This window comes from Candidatus Eisenbacteria bacterium (assembly GCA_020847735.1).
Classification (GTDB): Bacteria; Eisenbacteria; RBG-16-71-46; order RBG-16-71-46; family RBG-16-71-46; genus CAIXRL01.
Map to the genome: position 1 here is coordinate 64,034 of JADLBL010000007.1, position 23,747 is coordinate 87,780.

Genomic DNA, 23,747 nt, shown 5'->3' on the forward strand with positions numbered 1-23,747 from the left:
GCGCTCAGCCGCGCGTGGCGCCGAGCAGCCGCAGCGCCTCGCGCCACGGCAGCAGGCGGCTCGCGATCGCGACTCCGCCGGTGACGATCGTGGCCGCGCCGCCGATGAGCAGCACGTTCAGCCAGGCCGCGGCTCCCGCGGGCGCCGGAAGCATCCTCGCGACGGACAGGCCGGCGAGCACTCCGGCCGCGGCGGCGAGGAGCGGGCGTCCGAAAGGCTCCGCCATCGTGCCCGCGACCGGCCAGCCCTGGGTTCGCGCGAGGCGCGCGAGGAACCACGCCGCGCTCAGCAGATTTCCGGCGATGTAGGCGACGAGCACGCCCGCGAGCTGGTGGCGGGGCACGAGCAGGATGCCGAGCCCGAGATGGATCACGAACGCGACCGCGGACCACTCCAGCTCGAGCCCGGTGCGGGCGACTCCCCGCACCATCGCGCTGGCCACCCCGCTGGCCGCGGCGCCGTAGGCGGCGAGCGCCAGCCCCTGCAGCGCGAACGCGGCCTGCGGGTCGGGCCGCCCGAGCCAGGCGAGGAAGAACGCGGGCGCGCCCGCGACCAGCCCGGCCAGCAGGACCGCGGAGAGCGAAAGGACGTAGGCGTTGGACCTTCGGTGAAGCTCGCGCAGCCCCGCCGTGTCGTCGCCGGCGTGCAGCGAGGCGGCCGCGGGGATCATCGCCAGCAGCAGCAGCGAAGGAAACGTCGCGGCGGCGGTGACGACGCGCATGCCCAGTTCGTAAGGCGCGACGGCGGCGAGCGCGACGAGCCGTGAAAGCAGCGCCTTGTCGAGCACCTGCTGGTGGAGCACGGCGAGGCCGTTCGCGAGCTGCATCGGCCCGCCGAAGCGCGCCGCGCTGCGCAGGCGGCGCAGCGCGTCCCGCGGCCGGGCCCAGCGGAAGTCCGGGACGCCGCGGGCCAGCAGCAGCAGTCCGAGGACCCAGGCCGCCGCCCACGCCACTCCGGCGGCGATCACCATCGCCTCGATGCCCGCGCCGCGGTGAATGGCGAGCAGGATGCCGCCGGCGGTCACGAGCGACACCGTGAGGGTGACCAGGTTCGCGAGGTCGAAGCGCCCGCAGCCCTGCAGGGTGGAGGACGTGGTGGTCGCGAGTCCGGCGAGGGCGAACACCACCGCGCCCGCGGTGAACGCGAAGCCGGCGGCGCCGCGCAACGCGTCGGGCACGCGCAGGAACGCGACGACCGGCTCGCGCAGCAACGGCGCCAGCGCCAGCCACAGCGCGCCCAGCGCGAGGTAGCCGAGCAGGGCGAGCGTCGCGTACTCCCCCGCCTCCGCGTGGTCGTCCCGCGTGCGGGCCGCGGCCACGAAGCGCAGCGCGGCCTGCGAAAAACCGAGGTCCATCGCGGTCAGCCAGCCGGTCAGGGCGAGGAACAGTCCCCACAGCCCGTAGCCGTCGGCGCCCAGCGCGCGCACCATCGGCGGGGTGATCGCCAGCCACACGAGCAGCGCCACCACGCGGCCGCTGGCGGCATGCAGGGTGTTGCGCGCGAGTCGCCTGCCGAGGCCGGTTGCCGGAGGCGCTTCGGACATGGTCGCGTCAGCGCGAGCGCCAGTACTCGAGCATGTCCTTCAGCGTCCGGTCGAAGGGAATGGTGGGCCGCCAGCCGGTCGCCTTCACGAACTTCGAGTTGTCGCCGAGCAGGATCGGCACGTCGCTCGGGCGCAGCCGGGCCGGGTCCTGGCGCACCTCGATCTTCGCCGTCGTCATGCCGAGCAGATGGTCGAGCAGCTTCTGGATCGTCCACGCCTCGCCGCTGCAGATGTTGTAGACCTCGCCCGGCTCGCACTTCTCGAGCGCCAGCACGTAGGCGCGCACCATGTCGCGCACGTCGGTGAAATCGCGCTGGGCTTCGAGGTTGCCGACGCTGAGCACCGGCTTCTTGCGGCCCTTCTCGATGTCGGCGATCTGCTTGGCGAAGTCGCTCGCCACGAACACCGGTCCGCGGCGCGGTCCCTCGTGGTTGAAGCCGCGCGTGCGCACGGAGTCCACCTTCCACGACATCCAGTACTGGTAGCCGAGCATGTCCTGCGCGACCTTGCTCACCGCGTACGGCGAGAGCGGCCGCAGCGGGTTGGTCTCGCGGATCGGCACCTCGTCCGGAAAGACCATGCCGTACTCCTCGGACGAGCAGGCGAGTTGGATGCGGCACTTGAGGCCGAGCCGGCGGACCGCCTCGAAGATGTTCACCTGCGCCAGGACGTTCGTGGTGAGCGACTCGCTCGGCGCGACCCACGAGGTCGGCACGAACGACTGGGCGGCGAGGTGGAAGATCCACTCCGGCCGGACCTTCGCGATCGTCTCGAACGTGTTGGTGGCGTCGCGCAGGTCGCACTCGTGCAGCGTGATGCGGTCGGCGAAATGCTCGATGTTCTCGGTCCGGCTCCGCCAGCGCTGAATGCCGTGGATGTCGTGGCCGCCCTGCTCGAGCAGGAGGTCCACGAGGTGGCTTCCGGCGAAGCCGGTGACGCCGGTGACGAGAACGCGGGGCATGCGATTTCCTCGGGAAATGGGGGCGTGGGCTCGTGAGCGCGGCGACGTTAGGGGCTCGCGGAGCCGGGCGTCAACAGGACGCGGCGGCGTCCGGCCGGCGGGCGGCGGGCTTCAGCGTCGCCGCTTCTTCGCCGCCGGCTTCTTCGCCGGCACCGCCTTCTTCGCCGGCGCCACGCTCCAGCTTCCGCGGGCGAGCGCGGGGCCGGCCCAGGTGGCGCGCACGGCGAGCGCCCATTCGGCGGCCTCGAGGCGCGGCTTCTCGAACGCCTTGCCGAACGCGGTCCACGCGCGGCGGGCGGAGTTCGTGCACGCCGTGTCGCCGGTGGCGGCGCCCATCTCGGCGAGGAAGCGGGCGGCGACGGCGTTGTCCTCGTACGGCCGGGAGAAACGCTTCGTGTGTCCGAATCGCTCGGCGGCGAACTCGGTCCGGTAGCCGCCGCGCTCGCGGTCCTCGAAGTTCGCGCGCACGTGGTTCGCGAGCGCGCGGGCGCGCGCGAGGTCGCTGTCGCGACCCGCGGCCTGCCAGCCGTGCAGGAACGCCAGCCCCGTCTCGGTCTGGTCGGCGAGCAGCGCGGGCTCCCGCACCTTGCCCCAGGTGTCGCGGCGCACCATCCCGAGGTCGCTCTCGCGACAGTCCTTCCACAGCCGGTCCTCGGTCCGGAACGCGAAATCCCTGCGCCGGACGTCGGAGCTGAACACGCACCATCTCCACCAGCCCCTGAGCGCCTCGCCGTTCGATTCGGGTTCGAGGTCGCGCGAGCCGAACTGGGCGGTGTAGAACCCGCCCGCCGGATCGGTCAGCAGCCGCTCGGAGTGGTCGAGCACGCGGCGCGCGTCGCGGGCGAAGGTCTCGTCCTTGCGCGCGGCGACGCGGGCGAGCAGCCCGAGGCGTCTCAGGTTGAAGTCGGTGCGCTTCTCGAACGAGGTGGTGGTGTGGTCCATGTCGCGCGCGCCCTCGAGATAGCCGCCGCCGACGGTGTCGAGCAGGCCGTGCATCCAGCGCAGCGTGCGCAGCGCCCGCCCCATCGCCAGCGTGTCGCCGTCGGCGCCGCGCGCCAGGGCGAGTTCCACGGCGGCTTCGCTGGGCGTGCCGTCCTTGCGCACGTAGCCGCCCCGGCCTTCGTCCCAGAGCGAGTTGACCTGCGCCGAGAGCCGTTCGTAGAGCGCGAGGTCGGCGGGATCGGGACGGCGGGCGGGCGCGGGGGCCGGCGCCTGCCGGGGCCGGCCCGCGGCCGCGGGCTTCGCTCCCGGCTGTCCGGCCGGCGCGCTGGTCGCGGCGTACGCGCCGGGGCCCGCCGGACCGAGCGCCGCGGCCGCCGCCAGCGCGAGCGCCGCGGCGAGACGCACCTGCCGCCCTCCCGGCGTCCGCCCCGTCCTCATCGCTTGAAGAGCGCCAGCAGGTTCGGCAGCGCGGTGATGAGCGCGATTGCCACGCCCATCAGCGACTCGCCGGCGATGATGCCCGAGGAGACGGGCACCGTGTACTTCTCGTGCACCTTCGGCTTCGCCTTCGAGAGCCACAGCGCGAGGCACGCGCCGATGAACATGGACACGGAGTTGAAGCCGTTGATGGTGAACGCGAGTCCCACGCCGGTCGCGGACGGGATCCACTTCTTCTGCGCCGGAAAGCGCCGCTCGAGCAGCGGCAGGATGATGCCGAGCACGCTGCCGACGAGCAGGCCGATGCGCGCCGTCGGGTGCAGCGCGCCGACCCCCTTGGCGAGCAGCTCGGCGACGCCGCGCCACACGAGCGCGGCCGGTGCCGGCCAGCGTTCGGTGCCGAGGGCCGAAGGATCGGGAATGAGGATGAAGTAGACCGGGATGACCACCAGCGCGCCGGCGGTGACGCCGAAGAACTGGGCGAGGAACTGCTGGCGGGGATTGGCGCCGAGCAGGTAGCCGCTCTTGAGGTCGGTCAGCAGGTCGCCGGCGTGGCTGGTGGCGCCGGCGCTGATGTTGGCCGTCATCAGGTTCGTCGGGATGTTGCCGGGCGCCAGCGCGCCGAAGGTGAGCTGCGTGATCTTGGAGAGCGGCCCCACCGGGGTGATGTCGGTCTCGCCGGTCGCGCGCGCCGCCACGACGACGAGGAAGAACGTCGCCACGACGGCGATCGAGCCCATCCACCAGTGCACGTGGAACAGCGTGTGCGCGAGCCACACCGCCGCGACGCCGCAAAGGAGGAAGCCGGTGATGAACCAGGAGCCCGGAACCTCGATGCGGTCCATGGGATCGTCGGCGACGGAGTGACGATTGAGGAAGGAAGTGATGGTGCTGAAGGCGCGCACGACGGACTTCCAGTTCATGAAGAACAGCAGCAGTCCCGACGTCACCATCATCGGCACGCCGATCCACAGGGACCAGCTGCTGATCCGGCGGAAGCTCGCGGCCTCGATCGCGCCGGTGTTCAGGAAGTGGGGCGCGAGGATCATGTAGTTGACCACGGCGCCGAGCATCAGGCTCCACGCCTGGCGAAAGCCCATGATCGCGCCCGAGGCGACGAACAGCAGCGAGCCCTCGAAAGACATGGTCACCTGGTTCAGGTGCAGGGGTTCGCCGTTCAGGGTGCCGATGCGGATGCCCGAGGTGCCCCACACGGCTTCCAGCTTCGGCAGCCGGAACCAGGGCGCGCCCTCGGGCGCGAACCAGCCGCGCACCGGAGCCCAGACGGGCGCACCCGCCCACTCGTGGACCTTCATGAAGGGCAGGTCGGCGGCGTCACGGATCCAGGTGGTCGCAAGGCCGAGCACGCCCGCGAGGCCGAGGGCGCGCGCCTGCGCGAGGGCCTCGCCCCCCTTGGCGTGCAGGGTCTTGAGCGTCGAGGCGGCGGCGATGCCGGAGGGAAACGGCAGCTGCTCGTGGTTGATCATCTGCCGCTTGGCCGGCACGGCGAGGAAGACCCCGAGATAGGAGATGACGGCGACCCACGGGATCAGCCACAGGCAGCGGGTCGCGAAGTCGGTCGGCAGCGCGGTCGCGCTCAGCATCATGAGCGCCGGAATGGCGTTCGCGACGCCGCCGCTGGTCATCGAGCCGCCGGCGGAGGCGGCCGACTGCATGCAGTTGTTCTCGAGGATCGAGTAGTGGTTGTCGGGCCAGATCGCGCGGAAGAAGCCGCCCAGCACCGGCAGGCGGTGCAGCCGGACGAACAGCGGTCCGACGGTCGCCGACATGGCCTGGAAGACCACGAACGCGAGCACGCACGAGGTGATCGCGACGCCCATGCTCCAGCCGGCCTTGAGGCTCACGTAGACGTTGGAGCACACCATGATCATGCCGAGCAGCATGCCCATCACGACCGCGCGGATCGTGAGCTGGCGCATGTGGTCGCCCTGGTAGACGTTCTCGAACCAGTGGCGGTCGATTTCCTCGGGGGTGCGCGGGCGGGCTGCTTCGGTCGCTGCCGTCGGTTCGGCCACGGCGGAATCCTCGCGGGGTCGGAAAGCCGGATCGTGAAGGTCGCCGTCGCAGGTTGGCCGAGCGCGCGTCCCGAGCGCAAGCATGAAGTGCCCGTGGAGCGGATCCGACGGCACCTCGTGTCGCGGAACCCGACGAACACGGCGCGTCCGGCGCGTCAGCGCGCGGACAGTTCGCGCTTCCAGGCCAGGGCGGTCGTGCGGCGCATGCCGGCGGGTTCGCCCGCCAGGCAGGCTTCGACGGCGGCGAGCGCCGCGGCGCGGCCGGGTCCGTCCGGCGCGAGCCGCCACGCGTGCATGCGCGCCTCGGCCGCCTGGAAGCGCGCCTCGTCCGCGTCCGCCGGGTTCTTCGCCACGGCGGCCACCGCGGCCCACAGTTCGCCAGCCCTGGTCCAGAGCGGCGCACGCGCGGCCAGGCGCGCCGCCGCGCTTGCCGCCCGCGCCATCGCCGCGGTGGGCGGCGGCCCGCCGGGCCGGGTCTCGAGGCCGAGCCTCTCTCGCGGCGCGTCCGGACCCACGCGACTCGATTCGCCCGCGATCCCCGGCGGCGCGGCGGTCTTCAGGCGCGCGAGCGGCATCTCGCCGCTGCCGACCGTTTCGACCGCGCGCAGCGAGATCGCGACCGGTCCGTCCGCGGTGAGCTTCTCGCGATGTTCGCCGTAGCCGAGCGCGAGCACCGAGAGCGTGCCGCCCCCGGGCGGAGCTTCCACGCAGAAGGCGCCGTCGGGACCGGAGCGCACCGCCCGGCCGTTCTCGACGACGGTGACCGTCGCGCCCTCGAGCGGGCGGCCCTGCGCGTCGCGCACCGTTCCGCAGACCTGCCGCAGCGCGATCCCGCGCGCTTCGTCGCGGGCGACGGCGCCTTCACCGGCCCGCCCCTCCGCGATCATGGACGGCGCGCTCGCCGCGGGCGCGCCCGCCGCGGGCGCGCTCGCCGCGGGAATGCGCTTCGCCTCGCTCGGGCTGCCGCCGGCGACCGGCTTCTCGTGCCGTGCGGGCTGCTTCGCCCCGGGCTGTGGCGCGAGCGGCTGGGCGGCCGGCTTGCGGAACTTCTGGCCCTCCGCGGGCGGCGCCGCGAAATCCTTGCGCGCGTTCGCGCCGGGCAGCGTGCGCTGCTGGACGGGGACCTGCTCGCCGTTGGGCAGCGTGCGCAACTCCTGCAGCCGCCCCGGAGGTGCGGGCGGTTGCCGCTGCGCCGCCGACTGCGCACGCTCCTGCGGCTGCGAAGCGTTGTCCCCGCTGGCGGCGAGCCCCGGAGCGGAGCCCTCGGAGGCGCGCGCACCCTCCGCGAGACCTTTGCCCGAAGCCGCGAGCGGCGCGGGCGAAGCGCCCCCGGCTGCCGGCGGAGCCGGCGCGGCTTCGTGATCCGGCGCCTGGGCGGATTCCGCCGCCCGCGACGCCGTCGGCGCCGCCGTGGGCGGCGTCGCCAGCGGCGGAGAAGAGCGCTGCGCCCGGGTGAGCGGCGCCTGCTTCGCGGCGGGCTCCGGCAGCGACGCTTCTTGCGAAGCGAAGCGGATCGCGAAGACGCCCACCAGCGCGAGCGCCGCGATCGAGCCGGCCCACGCGAGCGTGGCGGGCCGCGAGAACCAGCCGCGCCGGCCGGGTGCGACGTCGGCGTGCGCATCGCTCGCCCCGCCCCCGGCCGCGCGGGCGATGCGCGCCTGCACCCGGTCCGCGAACGACGCGAAGTAGGCTTCGCCCGGATCGCGCCCCAGCGAACGCGCGAGCGCGGCGTCGGCGGCGGCGAGCGCGGCGAGGCGGTCGCGGCATTCGGCGCAGGCGGCGAGATGGCGCGCGGCCGCCTCGGCCTGCGGGCCGGCCGGTTCGCCGTCGAGCCGCGCGCCCAGCTGCTCGTCGCTCAGGTGCTTCATCGCCGTTCGCCGGTCCTTTCTTCCATCAGCTTCGCCAGCACCGCGCGGGCGCGGGCGAGCCTCGACATCACCGTGCCGATCGGCACGTTGAGCGCGCGGGCGATTTCCTCGTAGGAGCTGTCCTGCACCACGCGGAGCGCGAGCACCGCCTGGTGCTCGGACGAGAGCTGCGCGAAGCACGCCCGCAGGTTCGCGTCACGCTCGTCCGTGACCGCATGGTCGGCCGGGTCGTCCTCGAGCCCGAACTGCCTCCCGGCCTCGATCAATGGTTCGATGGGCGTCTCGGGCCGCCGCTTGCGGTGGCGGAACAGCGAGAACGCGAGGTTGGTCGTGATCCGGGCGAGCCAGGGATAGAGCGGCTGTCCGAGCTGGAACCGGCCGATCGCCCGCCAGGCGCGCACGAAAGCCTCCTGCGCCAGGTCGTCGGCGTCCGCGTCGTTGCGCACGAGTGCCCAGGCGACGCGGTAGACCGCCCGCTGGTAGCGGCGGACGATTTCGGCGAAGGCCGCCTGCGAGCCCTTCTGGGCCTCGGCGACCAGGGCATCGTCGCCCGGCCCGGCTGTCGAGTTACGCTCGGCCTCGCGGTTCATTCCCTGTCAGGTTGGCCATCGGGACGTGGGGCGTCAAGGTCGGGCGGGGTTTCGGGTTGGAACGAGCCGGACCTCGAGGCTCCCGGGGCGCATTACCCCGCCGGGGATGCGGCGGACCGGGCGCGGATGACGACGGGGAGGGATCGTCCTATGGTGCGGACATGCCAACTCAAGCCTCCGGCACCCGCGTCCACGAGGCGCCTGCCCGCATTCGCTACCCGAACAAGGAGGACGCCGCGGCCCTCGCGACCCTCCGGCACCGCAACCGCCGCGACCGCCTGGTCGCGGTCGTGAAGACCTGGGCCATCTGCTGGCTCGCCGCGGTCGCCGCGGTGTTCCTGCCCGTGCTGCACTTCATACTCGTGCCCTCGCTGCTGATCGGCGGGCCGATCTACGCGCTCTCGCAGGGCAACGAGCACACGACGCTCATGCGTGCGACAGGCAAGTGCCCGGCGTGCGACGCGTCGATCGTGCTGACGCAGAAGCGGCGGGCGGTTCCGACGATCGCATTTCGCTGCGACTCCTGCGGCCGACCGCTCGAGTTGCTGATTGACGCCGCTGTGCTGGAGGACAACAGCGCCTGACGGCGGCGGCGGCGCTCGCCGGCGCCCCGGCGTCCGGCGGGCCGCGACTGCGGGTCGGCGCCGGAGCGGGCGCTTCGGGCAGGGCCCGCCGTGACCTCGGCCTCAGCCGGGCCCGAGTCGTCCGCGCACGTTCTCGAGGTGAAGCCGGTCGTGGTGGACGAAGAAGAACAGCATCTCCCTCGCCGAAAGCCAGCCGAGGATCGGGTGCGGCATCGCCCGCGAATCGCAGTCGTCCTCCGACCACGCCGTGGCCGCCGCGCGCATCGCGGCGGCGGCGTCGCGGTACTCGTCCACGAGCGCCCGCTGGCTCGCGCCCGGCTCGATGCTGGGGGGCAGCGGATTCGGGCGCAGTTGCTCGGGCGGCACCTGGGCCAGGCGGGCCCGATACGCCTCGCGCATCTGATCGAACGTCCGCGAGCGCGCGCTCTCGTGCCGCGGGAGCTTCGCGGGAGTGGAGAGTCCCCTGCCGACGCGCCGGTGGGCGATGCTCAGGTGCGAGAGGTGATGCGCCGGCCCCCAGTGCTGCTCGTCACCCGAGAAGAACGCTTCGTTCGGAAGTCCGCCGAAGAAGTCCTCGATCTCGCGGGAGTTCGCCTCGAGGGCGGCGAGGATTTCCGGCAGCGCGTGCGGATCGGGCACCGAGCCGACCCTGGCACGCCCGCCGCCGTGCGCTTCTCCGCCGCTCACCGCGTCGCCCCCGACGTGTCTGCCGGCGCTCCGGCGCGACCGTCGGTCGCGGACGCGAACTGCGCGCGCAGGCGCGCAAGGTCGGAGTCCAGCTTCGCCTGCGCTCCGGGAGTCAGCAGCGGCTCGAGCAGCGCCACCATCGGGTTGGGGTGGTGGTAAAGCCCCGCGACCGTGAGCCGGGTACCCGATCCGCTGCGCTCGAGCACGAACCGGTTCTCGCCCCACATCAGACCCGGAACGGAGAGCTTTCGCCGCAGGCTGTCGGGAGGCGCGAACGCCGTCACCTCGACGCTCATCGTCAGCGCTCCGGACCTGCCGTCGTCCATGATCCACGTCTGCTTCGCGCCCACGGCCGCGCTCGTGTCGCCCTTCACCCCGGTGAGGTAGCCCACCCAGCGGCGCAGCTTCGCGGGTTCGGTGAGCCAGGCGATCGCCGTCGCCGGCGGCGCGTTCAGTTCGACGACCGCGCCCACCCTGCCGGCGCCGGGCCGGCGACCCAGAAAGAAGAGCGTCGCGAAGACGAGAACGATCAGGCCGCCAAAGGCGATCACGAACCACTGGATGGCTTTCATGTGCGATTCCTACTTCCTTCCCGACCCGGACAACGCCCGCTCCCGCTCCGCCCGGGCGGCTTCGAGCGACGCCCGCGGATCGGCGGCCGCCGTCACCGCCCGGCCCAGCACCAGCAGGCTCGCGCCGTCGCGGACCGCGCCCTCGACCGTGGCGACGCGCTTCTGGTCGTGCGCGGCCCCGCCCGACATGCGGATCCCGGGCGTCACCGCGTAGAACTCCGGGCCCAGCGCCGCGCGCAGCGGGCCCAGGTCCGGGGCCGCGCAGACGATGCCGGCGGCGCCCGCCGCGAGCGCCTCGCGCGTGAGCGCGAGCGCGGTCCCACCGAGGTCGAACGGCTTGGCGAAGCCCGCCGGCATGGCCGCGGGGTCGTGGCTCGTGAGGAGGGTGACCGCGACCACGCGCGTCGCTCCGCCCGCTTCGCGCACGCCCGCGACCGCGGCCGCCACCATCGCCGCGCCGCCGGTCGCGTGCACGGTGAGCAGGTCGGCGCCGAGGCGCGCGGCCGAGGCCGCCGCACCCCTCACAGTGTTGGGGATGTCGTGCAGCTTCAGGTCGAGAAAGACGCGCCGCCCGCGGGCCTTGAACGCGCGCACGACCGCGGGGCCTTCGGCGACGAACAGCTCCAGGCCGAGCTTGGCGAACTCGTCGCCCCCGCCCAGCCGATCGTCGAGCGCCACCGCCTCGGCGAGCGTCGCGACGTCGAAGGCGATCGCGAAGTCGGGCCGCGCGCTCACGGGCGATCCTCCGCGAGCTCGCGCGCGTCCGCCGGCGCGCAGCCCTGCGCGGCGGGCGCCGCGAACGTGCCGCGGAAGTCCGCGACGCGCGCGATGCCGTGCGAGGCGAGCCACTCGCGCATCTCGTCCACGACACGCGCCGCGACGCCCGGCTCGACGAACGTCGCCGTGCCGATCTGCACGGCCGCCGCGCCGGCGGCGATGAACTCGAGCGCGTCGCGGCCGCCCGCCACGCCGCCCGAGCCGATGACCGGAATGCCCACGGCGTGCGCGGCCTCGTGGCAGCGCGCGAGCGCCAGCGGCTTGATCGCGGGGCCCGAGAGCCCGCCGGTCGCGCGGCCGAGCCGGCTGCGCATGCGATCCAGATCAATGGACATGCCGACGAACGTGTTGACGGCGGTGAGCGCGTCGGCGCCGCCGGCTTCGCAGGCGCGCGCGGTGTCGCGGATGTCGGTCACGTCGGGCGAGAGCTTCGCGATCAGCGGCCGCGGGGAAAGCGGGCGCAGGCGCCGCATCGTCGCCTCGAGCCGCGACGGACTCGCCCAGTAGCGCGCGCCGCCGGCCGCGACGTTCGGGCAGGAGAAGTTGATCTCGAACGCCGCGACGCCCGGCTCCGCGCCGAGGGCTTCGAGCAGCTCGGCCAGCTCGTCCTCGGTCTCGCCGCCGACCGAGGCGATCACCGTCGCCTTCAGCTCCGCGAGCCGCGGGAGCTTCTCGCTCCGGAAGCGCGCCAGCCCGACGTTCTCGAGCCCGATGCTGTTCAGCATGCCGCCCGCGGTCTCGGCGATGCGCGTCGGCGCGTTGCCGGGGCGCGGCCGCACCGTGACCGTCTTGGTGACGATCCCTCCCAGCCGGCGGAGGTCCACGACGTGCGCGTACTCGTCGCCGTAGCCGAACGTGCCCGAGGCGGTCAGCACCGGATTGCGCAGCTCGAGCGAGCCGATGCGCACGGAAAGATCCACGCGCCGGGGCGGGATCGCCCGGCCCCACTCGCGCGCGCGGCTCATTCGACGCGCTCCCAGTCGAGATCGCGGGCCTCGAACACCGGACCGTCGGTGCAGCACATGGCCCATTCGGGGTTGCCCCTGAGGGCCGCGGCTCCCGAAGCCGCTCCCGCGGCGAGCACCCGTTCGCGCGCCTGCGCCGAGCACGGCAGCGGGCAGCCGCGGCAGACGCCGGTGCCGCAGGCCATGACGCTTTCCATCGCCAGCCACGCTTCGGCGCCGTGCGCGGTCGCCCAGCGCGCGATCGCCGAGAGCATCGCGTGCGGGCCGCAGGCGTGGATCACGAGCGGCGCCGCGAGCCTTGGAGCGAGGCGTTCGAGCACCTGCACGACGTTGCCGCGCAGGCCGCGCGAGCCGTCGTCCGTCGCCAGGTGCAGCCGGCCGCCGCGCTTCACGATCCGCGTGCGCGCCTCGTCGAGCCCGACGAGCAGCGAGCGGGTGCGCGCGCCGAAGACGAACTCGGCGGAGCGGCGCTGCCTGGCGAGCGCGTCGGCCGCCATGAGCAGCGGGGCGACGCCGCGTCCGCCCGCGACCAGCACCGGCGTGCCCGGCCGCCCGAGCGGGTAGCCGCGTCCGAGCGGGCCCGTGACGCGCACGCGGGAGCCGGGTTCGAGCGCGGCGAGCGCCCGCGTCCCCGTGCCGACGGGCGCGTAGAGAAAGCCGAGCGTCAGCGAGCGCGCGCGACGGACGGCGCCGGCGATGCTCATCGGCCGGGGAAGCAGCACCGGCGAGGGCGGCTCGAGAAGCAGCTGCACGAACTGGCCGGCCTCGGGCGTCTCGAAATCGGGCGGCACGTCGAGGTCGAGCCAGTGAAAGTCGCCGCCGAAGTGGCGCTGCGCGCGCACGCGCGCATCGCACTGGCGCCAGGTGCGCGCGGCCGGCGCGCTCATCTGCGGGTGCCCGCGCGGGTGCTGTCGGCATGCGCGCCGGAACTGTCCGCGGCGGCGCGGGAAGTGTCGGGTCGCGCGCGCGCGCTGTCCGGGCCCGGCGCGATCGGCGACGGAAGGCGCGGCGAGTCGCGCCCCGCCAGCGAGTCGGGCCGCGATCCCGGCGGAAAGAGTCCGGGCCCCGCGGGGCCGCCCGGTCCGGGACGGCCCAGCGGGAGGCGGTCCTCGGGCCGCATGGGCATCGCGCCCGGCATCCCGCGCCGCAGCGAGTCCGCGGGCGCGAACGCGTGCTCGCCCAGGCGCGGAACGCCCGCCGGCGGAGCGGGCAGCGCCGGCGAGGCCAGCGTGTCCGCCTTCGTCGTGTCCGGCGCCGGCGGCTCCGGCGCGACGATCAGGCTGTCGGGAACGGTCTGGCCGGCCGTCTCGAGATAGTCGCGCGCGGCGAGCTGCGCCTCGGTGGCCGGGTACTTCCGCACGACCAGCCAGAAGAGCGAATCCGCTTCCGCCTTGCGGTCGAGCCGCCGCGAGAGTACCCACGCCTGCGCGTTGAGCGCGCGGCCCGCGACGGCCGTGCCCGCGTAGTCGTGCGCCACCTTCGCGTACTCCTCGAGCGCGCGTTCGGGCCGCGAGAGCTGGAACAGATAGAGCTCGGCGGTCAGGAACGCCGCCTCGGCCTTCTTCTGGAGCGAATCGGCGCCGGAGCCCTTGCGGAACTGCTCGATGCGCTGCAGGTCGTCCGTCCGCTGCTGCGCGAGCGTCGTGAACGACGACGTGCCGAACTGCTCCTTCACCTTGCCGTACTCCTCGAGCGCGCGCGGGAAGTCGTCGGCGCCGGTCTCGTAGGCGAATCCGATCCGGTACTGCGCCTCGGCCGACAGCGCGGATTTCGGGTAGTCCTTGAGCACCGCCTCGAACTCGGCCAGCGCCTCCTTCGTCCGGCCGGCGAGCAGCTGCGCGGTGCCGACGCGCAGCGTGAGCCGGCCGTAGTGGTCCGAGCCGGCGGGCGGCAGCTGGTTCGGCTGCAGCTCGGGTGGCGGCGGCGTGTGCGACAGCTCGTTTCGGAGCAGCGCCAGCTCGTCGTCGAAACGCCGGGCCGCCTCGAGGCAGTCCACCTCGCGCATCAGGAACTGGAAGCGCTCCTCGTCGTTCGTTGCCCGCGCCCCGATGGCCCTGAAGTCGGCGCGCGCGCCGTCGTAGTCGCCCTGCTGGAAGCGCGCCTCGGCCCGCTGGCGCAGCGCGCGGTCGTAGAGCACGTGCTTCGGATATTTCTCGAGGATCTGCCCGGCGGCGGCGGCGGCTTCGCCGTAGCGCTTGAGCGACGACAGCGCCAGCGAGCGTTCGTAGTACGCGTACGGCACGAGCGGACTCTTCGGGGCCTGCGCGAGGAAGTCGTCGAGAGCCGAAATGGCCTGCGCGTAGCGCCGGGCGTTGCGGCTCGCGAGCCCGAGGTAGAACTCGGCCTGCGGTTTGAGGTCGCTCTTCGGAAAGTTGGTCGGGAAGTCCTGCAGCATGTTGATGGTCTGCAGCGGATCGTCACGGCCGATCAGCGCCCGGGCCCACATCAGGTAGGCGTCGTCCACCCACTTCGATTTCGGGTAGTTCGCGAGGACCTTCTTCGAGTAGTCGATGGCCTTGGTGTAGTTCTGCACCTGGCCCGCGGCGGTGCGCCCGACCTCGTAGGGCTGCCCGTCGGTCGCGCGGTCGTAGTAACGGCGCGCGAGGTAGAAGGTGTTGTAGTACGCGCACGAGCCGGCCGTCGCGGCGAGCGTGACCAGCACCACCAGCAGCGAAGCCGCGCGACGCCGGGTCAGAGCGCCTCCTGCAGGCTCGTCACGTCGAGCGGCCCGCGGTTCAGCGCCTCGATCCCCGAGACGGCCGCGATGGCCCCCGCCACCGTCGTGATGACGGGGATTCCGAGCGCCACCGCGCGCTCGCGGATGGCCTTTTCGTCGAACTCGGTCTGCCGGCCGAGCGGCGTGTTGAGCACCAGCTGGACGCCTCCGTTCTCCATCAGGTCCACGACGTGCGGCCGGCCCTCGTGGACCTTGAACACCTCGCGGCACGGCACGCCGTTGCGGGCCAGGAACCGCGCGGTCCCGCGCGTCGCCACCAGTTCATACCCCAGCTCGACCAGTTTCTTCGCCATGAACGTGATCGCCCGCTTGTCGTCGTCGCGGACGCTCAGGAACACCGTGCCGCTCGCGGGCAGCGGTTCGCCGGAGCCGAGGTGCGCCTTGGCGAGGGCCCGCCCGAAGTCGAGGTCGCGCCCCATGACCTCGCCCGTGGACTTCATCTCGGGGCCGAGCAGCGCGTCCTCGCCCGGGAACCGGCTGAACGGCAGCACCGGCTTCTTGACGCTGACCATGGTGACTTCGGGTTCCGGCGGGCGGATGTCGGACAGCCGCTCGCCGGTCATGACCCGGGCGGCCAGCCGCGCGAGCGGCAGGCCGACCGCCTTGGAGACGAACGGCACGGTGCGCGAGGCGCGCGGGTTCGCCTCCAGCACGTAGACCTGCTCGTGCCGCACCGCGAACTGCACGTTGAGCAGTCCGCGCACGCCCAGCGCGCGTGCCAGCACCGCGGTCATGCGCCGGACCTCTTGGAGCGTGTGGTCGCCGAGCGTGAAGGGCGGGATCACGCAGGTCGAGTCACCCGAGTGAACGCCCGCCTCCTCGATGTGCTCCATCACCGCGCCGACCAGGACGGTCTCGCCGTCGGCCACCGCGTCCACGTCGATCTCGAGCGCGCCCTCGAGGAACTTGTCGAGCAGCACCGGCTCCTCGTCGGAGATCAGCGCCTCGCGCACCAGCCAGTCCTCGAGGTCCGCGCGGTCGTACACGACCCGCATGCCGCGCCCGCCGAGCACGTACGACGGCCGCACGAGCACCGGAAAGCCGAGCGACTCCGCGCACTCCAGCGCCTCCTCGCGCGAGCGCGCGATGCGGCTTTCGGGCTGGCGCAGGCCGAGCTGCTCGATCAGCTCGCGGAAGCGCGAGCGGTTCTCGGCCAGGTCGAGGCCGTCGAACGGCGTTCCGAGCAGCGGCACGCCCGCCTGGTGCAGCGCCTTCGCGAGCTTGAGCGGTGTCTGCCCCCCGAGCTGCACGATCACCCCGATCGGCTGTTCGGCGTCCACGATGTTGAGCACGTCCTCGGCGGTCAGCGGCTCGAAGTAGAGCCGGCTCGAGACGTCGTAGTCGGTGCTGACCGTTTCCGGGTTCGAGTTCGCCATCAGCACGTCGAATCCGCGCGTCTTGAGCTCGAGCGCCGCCTGCACGCAGCAGTAGTCGAACTCGAGACCCTGCCCGATGCGGTTCGGGCCGGAGCCCAGGATGAGCACCCGCGGCCGCTTCGACTGCGGAACTTCGGACTCGTCCTCGTAGGACGAGTAGAAGTAGGGCGTCTCGGCCTCGAACTCCGCCCCGCAGGTGTCCACCGCCTTCATGACCGGAACGATGCCGGCCTCGATGCGCCGGGACCGCACCTGCGGCTCGGCGAGCCCGAAGTGGAAGGCGAGCTGGCGGTCCGAGAAACCGAGGCGCTTGGCGCGCCGCACGCGCTCGTCGTCCCAGCCGGTGTCCGCGAGCACGCGGTCGAAATCGGTGATGCGCCGCATCTGGTTCAGGAACCACGGATCAATGCCGGTCAGCACCGACAGCGATTCCGGCGACTCGCCGGCGGCGAGCGCGCGGAACAGGTCGCGCAGCCGGTCCGGGTGAGGCTCGCGGAGCGTGAGCTGCAGCTCCTCGATCTGGTCCGGGGCGGCCGCTCCGGGCAGCAGGTCGCCGCCCGCTTCGAGCGCTCGCCAGCCCTTGAGCAGCGCCTCCGGGAACGTGCGGCCGATGGCCATGACCTCGCCCACCGACTTCATGCGCGTGCCGAGGCGGCGCTCGGTCGCGCGGAACTTCTCGAACGCCCAACGCGGGATCTTGACGACGCAGTAGTCGAGCGACGGCTCGAAGCAGGCGGGCGTCTTCTTCGTGATGTCGTTGGGGATCTCGTCGAGCGTCAGGCCGGCCGCGAGCAGCGCCGAGATCTTGGCGATCGGGAATCCGGTCGCCTTGCTCGCGAGCGCCGAACTGCGCGAGACGCGCGGGTTCATCTCGATCACCCGCATGTCGCCGGTGTCGGGGTGAACCGCGAACTGGATGTTGCAGCCGCCCGCCTCGATCCGGATCTCGCGGATGATGCGCAGCGCCGCGTCGCGCATCGCCTGGTAGCAGCGGTCCGAGAGCGTCTGCGCCGGCGCGACCGTGATCGAGTCGCCCGTGTGCACGCCCATCGGATCGAAGTTCTCGATCGAGCAGACGATGACGACGTTGTCCGCGCCGTCGCGCATCACCTCGAGCTCGAACTCCTTCCAGCCGAGCAGGCACTCCTCGATCAGGATGCTGCCGTTGGGGCTCGCGGCGATGCCGATGCGCGCCGCCTCGCGCAGCGTGCGCCGGTCCTTGACCAGCCCCGAGCCCTGGCCGCCGAGCGTGAACGACGAGCGGATGACGAGCGGGTAGCCGAGTTGCTCGCCGAGGGCGACGGCGTCGGCCACCGTCGTCGCGTAGCCGCTGCGCGGCAGCTGCATGCCCGCGCGCTGCATGGCGCGCTTGAAGAGTTCGCGATCCTCGGCCTTCTCGATGGCGTCGAGCGAGGCGCCGATGAGCTTCACGCCGTACTTCTCGAGCACGCCGGGCCCGCCGCCGGCGGGCGGGCGCGACAGCGCGACGGCGAGGTTCAGCGCCGTCTGGCCGCCGAGCGTCGGCAGGAGCGAGTCCGGCCGCTCGCGGGCGATGATGCGCTCGGCGATCTCGGGCAGCAGCGGCTCGACGTAGGTGCGGTCGGCGAACTCCGGATCGGTCATGATCGTCGCCGGGTTCGAGTTGAGCAGCACGACCTCGAGGCCGAGCGACTTGAGCGCGCGACAGCCCTGCGTGCCCGAGTAGTCGAACTCGCACGCCTGCCCGATCACGATCGGGCCCGCGCCGAGCACGAGCACCTTGCGGACGTCGGTGCGCTTCGGCATCAGCGGCTCCCTCCCGTCGGAACGGGCACCAGCTTCCTGCCGCGGCGCCGCTCGACGGCGGCCGCGAAGGCGCGGAACCACGGCCGCGAATCGTGCGGGCCCGGCGCGGCCTCGGGGTGGTACTGCACGCTGAAGACGGGCAGGCCGCGGTGCACCATGCCCTCGAGCGTGCCGTCGTTGCCGCTGAAGTGGGTGAGCTCGAACTCGCCTTCGGGCAGCGTGTCGGCGTTCACCATGAAGCCGTGGTTCTGGCTCGTGACCTCGACCACGCCCGTGCGCCGGTCGATCACCGGGTGATTCGCGCCGCGGTGCCCGAACTTGAGCTTGCTGGTCGTCGCACCAAACGCCAGCCCGAGCAGCTGATGCCCGAGACAGATGCCGAGCGTCGGCACCCGCCGGCACACTTCGCGCGCGGTCGCGATCGCGAAATCGAGCGGCTCGGGATCGCCGGGGCCGTTCGACAGCAGCACGCCGTCGGGGTCCATCGCCAGAACGTCCGCGGCCGGGGTGCGGCCCGGCACGACGCGCACGCGGAAGCCCTCGGCGCGCAGCCGGCGCAGGATGTTCCACTTGACGCCGAAGTCGAACACCACGCACAGAGGCTTGTCCCGGTCGGGCGCGGGCTCGCGTTCGCCGGCGCCGTGTTCGCCCCACCAGTAGGGCTCGACGCACGTCACCACGTCGGCGAGCGCCAGCCCCTGCATCTTCGGGCTCTGCCGCGCCTTGTCCACCAGCTCGTCGGCGCGGGTCGAGACGCTCGACAGGCAGCCGCGCATGGCGCCGCGGTCGCGCAGGTGGCGCGTCAGCGCGCGCGTATCAATGCCGCTGATTCCGGGCACGCCGCGCTTCTCCAGCAGCTCGTGGAGCGTCCCCGTCGAGCGCCAGTTGCTGGGAACCTCGCACAGGTCGCGCACGACCATGCCCTGCGCGCGCAGCTTCTCGCTCTCCCAGTCCTCCTCGTTCACGCCGTAGTTGCCGATCAGCGGATACGTGAACGTCAGGATCTGCCCGCAGTAGGACGGGTCCGACATCACTTCCTGGTAGCCCGTCATGGCCGTATTGAAGACCACCTCACCGGTCGTCTCGGCCACGGCGCCGAAGCCCTCGCCGCGAAACACGCGCCCGTCCTCGAGCGCCAGCACCGCCGGCGGCCGGCGCGTCATGTCGCCGCCCCGGCGGGCAGCACGAGCTGGTGCTCGAACTCGACGTCGGGAGCCAGGTGCGTGAAGCGCCCGCCCATCATGGTCGCGAGCACGCGCCCGCGCACGGTCCAGCCGGCGAACGGCGTGGCGCGGCCCTTCGAGTAGAACAGCTTCGGGTTCACCGTCCACTCCGATCGGGGGTCGAACAGCACGAGGTCGGCCACCGAGCCCGGCTCGAGGTCCACCTCCGGCAGGTCGAAGATGCGGCGCGGCGCGGCGGTCCACAGCTCGATGGCGCGCGCCAGCGAGACGTGGCCCGGCTCGACCAGGAACGTGATCGTCAGCGCCAGCGCGGTCTCGAGCCCGACGACGCCGAACGGCGCCTCGGAGAACGGCCGGTTCTTCTCGTCGGGCGTGTGCGGGGCGTGATCGGTGACCAGGCAGTCCACGGTGCCGTCGGCGATCGCGGCGATGCAGGCCCGCACGTCCTCGGCGGTGCGCAGCGGCGGGTTCATCTTGGCGTTGGTGTCGTAGTCGCCGACCGCCTCGTCGGTCAGGATCCAGTAGTGCGGGCACGTCTCGCCGGTCACCGGCAGGCCGCGGCGCCGGGCGTCGCGCAGCGTCTCGAACGACTGCGCGGTCGAAAGGTGCGCGAGGTGCACGCGCCCGCCGGTCAGCTCGGCGAGGTCCACGTCGCGCCGGCACATGACGCTCTCGGCCGCCCCGGGAATGCCGCGCAAACCGAGACGCGTGGCGGTGAAGCCCTCGTTCATCACGCCTTCGCCGCGCAGCTCCGGGTCCTCCTCGTGGCAGACGATCGGCAGGCCGGTCGGACGCGCGTATTCGAGCGCGCGGCGCATCATCGCCGCGCTCGCGACCGGGTGGCCGTCGTCGGAAAACGCCACCGCGCCGGCGCGAGCCATGGCCATGAGCGGCGCGAGCTGCCCGCCCTTCTGGCCCACGGTGACCGCGGCGATCGGGTAGACGCGCGCGTGCGCGGCGTTGCCGGTGCGGTGCCGAACCCACTCGACCCACGCCGGCGAATCCACCGCCGGCACCGTGTTGGGCATGCAGGCGACCGCGGTGAAGCCGCCGGCCGCCGCGGCGCGTGTGCCGCTGTCAATGGTCTCCTTGGCCGACTGGCCCGGCTCGCGCAGGTGGACGTGCAGGTCCACCAGCCCGGGCGCGAGCACCGCGCCTCGCGCGTCGAGCACGCGCGCGTGCTCGTGGCCGCGCCGCGGGATGGGCACGACCACGCCGTCCTCGACCGCGATCGTGACGCGTTCGCCCGTCCGCCAGTGGGTCGCGTTCTGGAAGAGCGTCAGGGTGCTCACGACAGCTCCGCCTTCCACGCCGACCAGCAACGCCTGAGGACCGCGCAGCGGGCGGCGACGCCGTTGGCGACCTGCTGCAGGATCACGTTGCGCCCGTACTCGGCGATGGTCGAGTCCACCTCGACGCCGTGGTTCACCGGCCCCGGGTGCATGACCACCGCGTCGTCCTTCATGCGTTCGACGCGCGCCATGTCCACGCCCCAGACCCGCGCGTATTCGACCAGCGACGGCAGCAGGCCCTTTTCCATTCGCTCCTGCTGGATGCGCAGTGCCATCACGCCGTCGGCGTCCGTCATCGCCTCCTCGATCGTCTCCGCGCGCGCGCAGCCGAGCGATTCGACCTCGGCCGGCATCAGCGTGCCCGGCCCGCAGACGGTGACGAGCGCGCCGAGCGTCGTCAGCCCGGCGATCGCCGAGCGGGCGACGCGCGAGTGCGCGATGTCGCCCACGATCGCCAGCCGCCGGCCTTCGAAGCGCCCGCCCCAGGCGTCACGCAGCGTCAGCAGGTCGAGCAGGCCCTGCGTCGGGTGCTCGTGCATGCCGTCGCCGGCGTTGATGATCCCGGTGCGCGGCAGGTGCCGCGCGAGGTAGGCGGGCGAGCCCGACTGCGAGTGGCGCAGGACGACGAGTTGCGCGCCCATCGCCTCGAACACCTTCATCGTGTCGAGCAGCGTCTCGCCCTTGTTCAGCGACGAGGTCGAGGCGCTGAACGTGAACACGTTGGCGCCGAGCCGCCGCGCCGCGACCTCGAACGAGGTCCGGGTGCGGGTCGAATCCTCGATGAACGTGAGCATCACCGAGCAGCCGGCCAGGTCGTCGCGGTTGGGCGCGCCCTTGCGCAGCCAGTCGCGCTCGGCGGCGGACTCCTCGAGCAGGCCCTCGAGCGCCGCGCGCGACATGCCCTCGAGGCCGAGCAGGTGACGGCCGCTGGCCGCGGCGGGCGGGGTAGAAAAAAGCCCAGCGCTCGCGGGCGCCGGGGCGGGCAGGGATGGAGCGGACATGTTCACCCGGTTCTCCCTTCGGGACCTCTCGGGGCCCCCTTAAAGGTGGTGGAGTGCTGGCACGAACCGCGCGGGACATTAGTGGATGCGCGGGCGGGATTTCAAGCCTCCGGCGCACGCACGCGGAGCGCGCCGGATCGCCTCACTCGGAGGTCCCGCCGCCATTCGCGGCCGCGGCGGTTCATCGCGTACAATTCGCCCCCACTGCATGCGCCTGCACCCCGCGTACCTGCTCCTCGCCGCGCTCTCGGCTCCCCCGGCCCTCGCCGGGGTGGTCACGGTCAACCCATCCCTGCAGATGGTCGAGACTTCGCGGCTTCGGCTGCTCTTCGACCTCGACCGGCCGGACTTCCTGGCCAGCGTCTATTTCAAGGACTGGAACCCGCAGCGCGACATCGCCGGCGAGGACGCGCATGTCAACGAGTTCTGGGGGCAGACCCGGCGGGGCGTGGACTCGACGGGGTTCATTCGCAACGAACGGCTGGAATGGCACGACTGGACGGTGCTCGACACGGCCGGAACGATCGTGCGGGTGCGCATCGAGAGCGGCAGCCAGGACCAGCCGCCGGTCACCACCACCTACACGTTCGTCGCCGACCAGCCGTGGTTCGTGGTCGAGCGAACGGTGCACTTCGGCGACCGGCCCGACAGTGCCGCCTGCCAGCTCTACGCCGCGCGCGTGAGCTTCCTCACCTCCTACCGGGCCCTGCGCTGGCGCGACGTCTCGGGCCTCTACGTGCAGCGCGGCTACTGCTGGTCGGGGTGCGAGACCCCGAGCTGGGACGGCCGCTGGCTCGAGCACGTGGAGCTCTCGAACACGGACTCGCTGTCGGTCGCGCAGATCTACCCCGACACGATGCCGCCCGGAACCCCGATCGTGCGCGGCGTCGGGCCCGAGTCGCTCTCGGGCTGGGTGTCGCCGCTGCTGCCCGCCGGTCGGCACGACCGCGACCTCACGACCAGGCTGATGGTCGCCTTCTCGACCAGCGCCGGCGACACCGCCGCCCTCGACCGGCTGTGGCGGATGTTCAACGACGGCGTCTACGTGCTCGACGTGCCGGCCGCCGCGCCGCAGGCGCGGGTGCGGCTCGCGGCGTGGCCGAATCCCGCCTCCGCGGGCACTCGCCTCGCCTGGACGATGCCCGTGGCGGGCCGCGCGCGGCTCGAGGTGCTCGACGTCGGCGGCCGGCGTGTCGCGACGCTGCTGGACGGGAGGATCGGGGCCGGAGCGCACACGCGCGCATGGAGCGGTCGTGATGACGAGGGCCGCGTCCTGCCGCCGGGCGTCTACCTCGCGCGGCTGATCCTGCCGGGCGGGGTCTCGACGGCCCGCCTCGTGCGCACGCGCTGAACCGCCGTCCGTTTCCCGTTCCCGTGCCGGGCGACCCTCGGGTAGGGTTCACGCGACGGCGGCGGGCGCGTGTTCCGCGCGGCGGTCGCCATGCCGGGCCGCCCGGGTTGGTCCGGCTCCCCGCGAACACCGTTTCGCCTGCCCCCCGCGGAGGTGAGCGATGGCGACGGACTACCGCTTCGATCCGGACCAGAAACTCGTGGTCACCTGCTATTGGGGCCGCGTTCAGGCCGCCGACGTCGCGACGGTGCGCCGCGCGCGCGAACGTGACGACGGCCTGGCCGGGGTCGGGGCCCACCTCGTGGTCGCGACCGGGATCGAGCATCTCGACCTGTCGGCGCCCGAGACCCGGGAGGCCGCGGGCTATGTCGCGACCGGCACGGACGAAACGAGCCGGGTGCGCACCGCGATCGTCGCGCGCAGCGACATCGTCTTCGGCATGTCCCGCATGTTCGGCATGCGCGTGGACGTGCTGCGGGACGGCGGGCAGGTCCGCGTCTTTCGCACCTGGGAGGAGGCCGCCGGCTGGCTGCGCCTCGACCTTCGGCGCGCCCGGACGCTCGCCGACGAGATGCACGCCGGCCCCGGCCTGCCGGTCGGCGAGTCCGACGGGGCCGCCGGCTGAGCCGGCCCGCGCGGGTGTCGCGCGGGCCGCGGGTCGCTCACAGCAGCGTGCCGCGCAGGACGATGCTCGCGATCGTGAAGTAGATGACGATGCCGGTCACGTCCACGAGCGTCGCGACGAACGGCGCCGAGGCGCTCGCGGGATCCAGCCCGACCCGGCGGAGCAGGAACGGCAGCATGGACCCCGAGAGCGTGCCCCAGGTCACCACCCCGATCACGCTCAGTCCGATGGTGAAACCGATCACCAGGTAGTGCGGGCCGTAGCTGTGGAACAGGTGCTCCCACGTGAAGACGCGGGTGAAGCCGATGGCGCCGAGAATGGCGCCCATCAGCAGGCCGGTCATGAGTTCGCGGCGGATGACCCGCCACCAGTCGGCGAGCCGGACCTCGCCCAGCGCCATGGCGCGAATGACCAGCGTCGAGGCCTGCGAGCC

The 23,747-nt window shown here is 72.9% G+C and carries 20 protein-coding genes; 3 read left to right on the top strand and 17 right to left on the bottom strand.

Annotation, left to right across the window (positions count from 1 at the left end; all coding sequences use genetic code 11):
- Window positions 1–4: 4 nt before the first annotated feature.
- The 6 genes from IT347_03590 to IT347_03615 all read right to left on the bottom strand — a co-directional run bounded on the left by IT347_03590 (window position 5) and on the right by IT347_03615 (window position 8,378).
- Complete coding sequence (locus tag IT347_03590) at window positions 5–1,543, bottom strand: lipopolysaccharide biosynthesis protein (protein MCC6348659.1); 1,539 nt, start codon at window positions 1,541–1,543, stop codon at window positions 5–7.
- Between the two features lie 7 nt (window positions 1,544–1,550).
- Entirely contained in the window at window positions 1,551–2,504 is a 954-nt protein-coding gene (locus IT347_03595) for a GDP-mannose 4,6-dehydratase (protein MCC6348660.1), read from the bottom strand.
- A gap of 111 nt (window positions 2,505–2,615) precedes the next feature.
- A complete protein-coding gene (locus IT347_03600) occupies window positions 2,616–3,851 on the bottom strand; it encodes a hypothetical protein (protein ID MCC6348661.1) in 1,236 nt (411 codons plus the stop codon).
- 29 nt (window positions 3,852–3,880) lie between these two features.
- Window positions 3,881–5,920 carry an OPT/YSL family transporter gene (locus IT347_03605; protein MCC6348662.1) on the bottom strand — a complete coding sequence of 680 codons (2,040 nt, stop codon included), beginning with the start codon at window positions 5,918–5,920 and terminating at the stop codon, window positions 3,881–3,883.
- Between the two features lie 155 nt (window positions 5,921–6,075).
- Complete coding sequence (locus tag IT347_03610; GenBank protein MCC6348663.1) at window positions 6,076–7,788, bottom strand: carboxypeptidase regulatory-like domain-containing protein; 1,713 nt, start codon at window positions 7,786–7,788, stop codon at window positions 6,076–6,078.
- Window positions 7,785–8,378 (bottom strand): sigma-70 family RNA polymerase sigma factor, encoded by a 594-nt coding sequence (locus IT347_03615; protein MCC6348664.1) that lies wholly within the window; start codon window positions 8,376–8,378, stop codon window positions 7,785–7,787. The genes IT347_03610 and IT347_03615 overlap by 4 nt, the downstream gene beginning before the upstream one ends.
- Window positions 8,379–8,539: 161 nt before the next feature.
- On the opposite strand from IT347_03615, the gene IT347_03620 reads away from it, so the two are divergent.
- On the top strand, window positions 8,540–8,962 hold the full coding sequence (locus IT347_03620; GenBank protein MCC6348665.1) for a hypothetical protein: 423 nt from the start codon (window positions 8,540–8,542) through the stop codon (window positions 8,960–8,962).
- A gap of 102 nt (window positions 8,963–9,064) precedes the next feature.
- Here IT347_03620 and IT347_03625 read toward each other — a convergent pair whose 3' ends face one another.
- The 10 genes from IT347_03625 to IT347_03670 are packed head-to-tail and all read right to left on the bottom strand — an operon-like array spanning window position 9,065 to window position 21,338.
- On the bottom strand, window positions 9,065–9,649 hold the full coding sequence (locus IT347_03625; protein MCC6348666.1) for a DinB family protein: 585 nt from the start codon (window positions 9,647–9,649) through the stop codon (window positions 9,065–9,067).
- Window positions 9,646–10,221, bottom strand: a complete 576-nt coding sequence (locus tag IT347_03630; protein MCC6348667.1) for an SRPBCC family protein — start codon at window positions 10,219–10,221, stop codon at window positions 9,646–9,648. Before IT347_03630 ends, IT347_03625 begins: the two co-directional genes overlap by 4 nt.
- 9 nt (window positions 10,222–10,230) lie before the next feature.
- Window positions 10,231–10,956: an orotidine-5'-phosphate decarboxylase gene (gene pyrF / locus IT347_03635; protein MCC6348668.1), complete on the bottom strand. Its 726-nt coding sequence runs from the start codon at window positions 10,954–10,956 to the stop codon at window positions 10,231–10,233.
- The gene (locus tag IT347_03640) at window positions 10,953–11,963 is read right to left on the bottom strand and encodes a dihydroorotate dehydrogenase (protein ID MCC6348669.1); all 1,011 of its coding nucleotides are present in this window, start codon (window positions 11,961–11,963) and stop codon (window positions 10,953–10,955) included. Before IT347_03640 ends, pyrF begins: the two co-directional genes overlap by 4 nt.
- Window positions 11,960–12,850, bottom strand: coding sequence for a hypothetical protein (locus tag IT347_03645; GenBank protein ID MCC6348670.1), 891 nt, complete (start codon window positions 12,848–12,850; stop codon window positions 11,960–11,962). The genes IT347_03640 and IT347_03645 overlap by 4 nt, the downstream gene beginning before the upstream one ends.
- Window positions 12,847–14,628 (bottom strand): tetratricopeptide repeat protein, encoded by a 1,782-nt coding sequence (locus IT347_03650; GenBank protein MCC6348671.1) that lies wholly within the window; start codon window positions 14,626–14,628, stop codon window positions 12,847–12,849. The genes IT347_03645 and IT347_03650 overlap by 4 nt, the downstream gene beginning before the upstream one ends.
- Window positions 14,629–14,654: 26 nt before the next feature.
- Entirely contained in the window at window positions 14,655–17,861 is a 3,207-nt protein-coding gene (carB, locus tag IT347_03655; protein ID MCC6348672.1) for a carbamoyl-phosphate synthase large subunit, read from the bottom strand.
- Window positions 17,861–19,024, bottom strand: coding sequence for a glutamine-hydrolyzing carbamoyl-phosphate synthase small subunit (carA, locus tag IT347_03660; protein ID MCC6348673.1), 1,164 nt, complete (start codon window positions 19,022–19,024; stop codon window positions 17,861–17,863). Before carA ends, carB begins: the two co-directional genes overlap by 1 nt.
- On the bottom strand, window positions 19,021–20,337 hold the full coding sequence (locus tag IT347_03665) for a dihydroorotase (GenBank protein ID MCC6348674.1): 1,317 nt from the start codon (window positions 20,335–20,337) through the stop codon (window positions 19,021–19,023). Before IT347_03665 ends, carA begins: the two co-directional genes overlap by 4 nt.
- Complete coding sequence (locus IT347_03670) at window positions 20,334–21,338, bottom strand: aspartate carbamoyltransferase catalytic subunit (GenBank protein MCC6348675.1); 1,005 nt, start codon at window positions 21,336–21,338, stop codon at window positions 20,334–20,336. The genes IT347_03665 and IT347_03670 overlap by 4 nt, the downstream gene beginning before the upstream one ends.
- A gap of 208 nt (window positions 21,339–21,546) precedes the next feature.
- On the opposite strand from IT347_03670, the gene IT347_03675 reads away from it, so the two are divergent.
- Together IT347_03675 and IT347_03680 are read left to right on the top strand one after the other, a co-directional pair.
- Entirely contained in the window at window positions 21,547–22,689 is a 1,143-nt protein-coding gene (locus IT347_03675) for a hypothetical protein (GenBank protein MCC6348676.1), read from the top strand.
- Window positions 22,690–22,849: 160 nt separating this feature from the next.
- Entirely contained in the window at window positions 22,850–23,314 is a 465-nt protein-coding gene (locus IT347_03680) for a hypothetical protein (protein MCC6348677.1), read from the top strand.
- Window positions 23,315–23,351: 37 nt separating this feature from the next.
- On the opposite strand, the gene IT347_03685 is transcribed toward IT347_03680, so the two are convergent.
- Window positions 23,352–23,747: magnesium transporter (locus IT347_03685; protein MCC6348678.1), on the bottom strand; the 396-nt coding region annotated here is incomplete at its 5' end.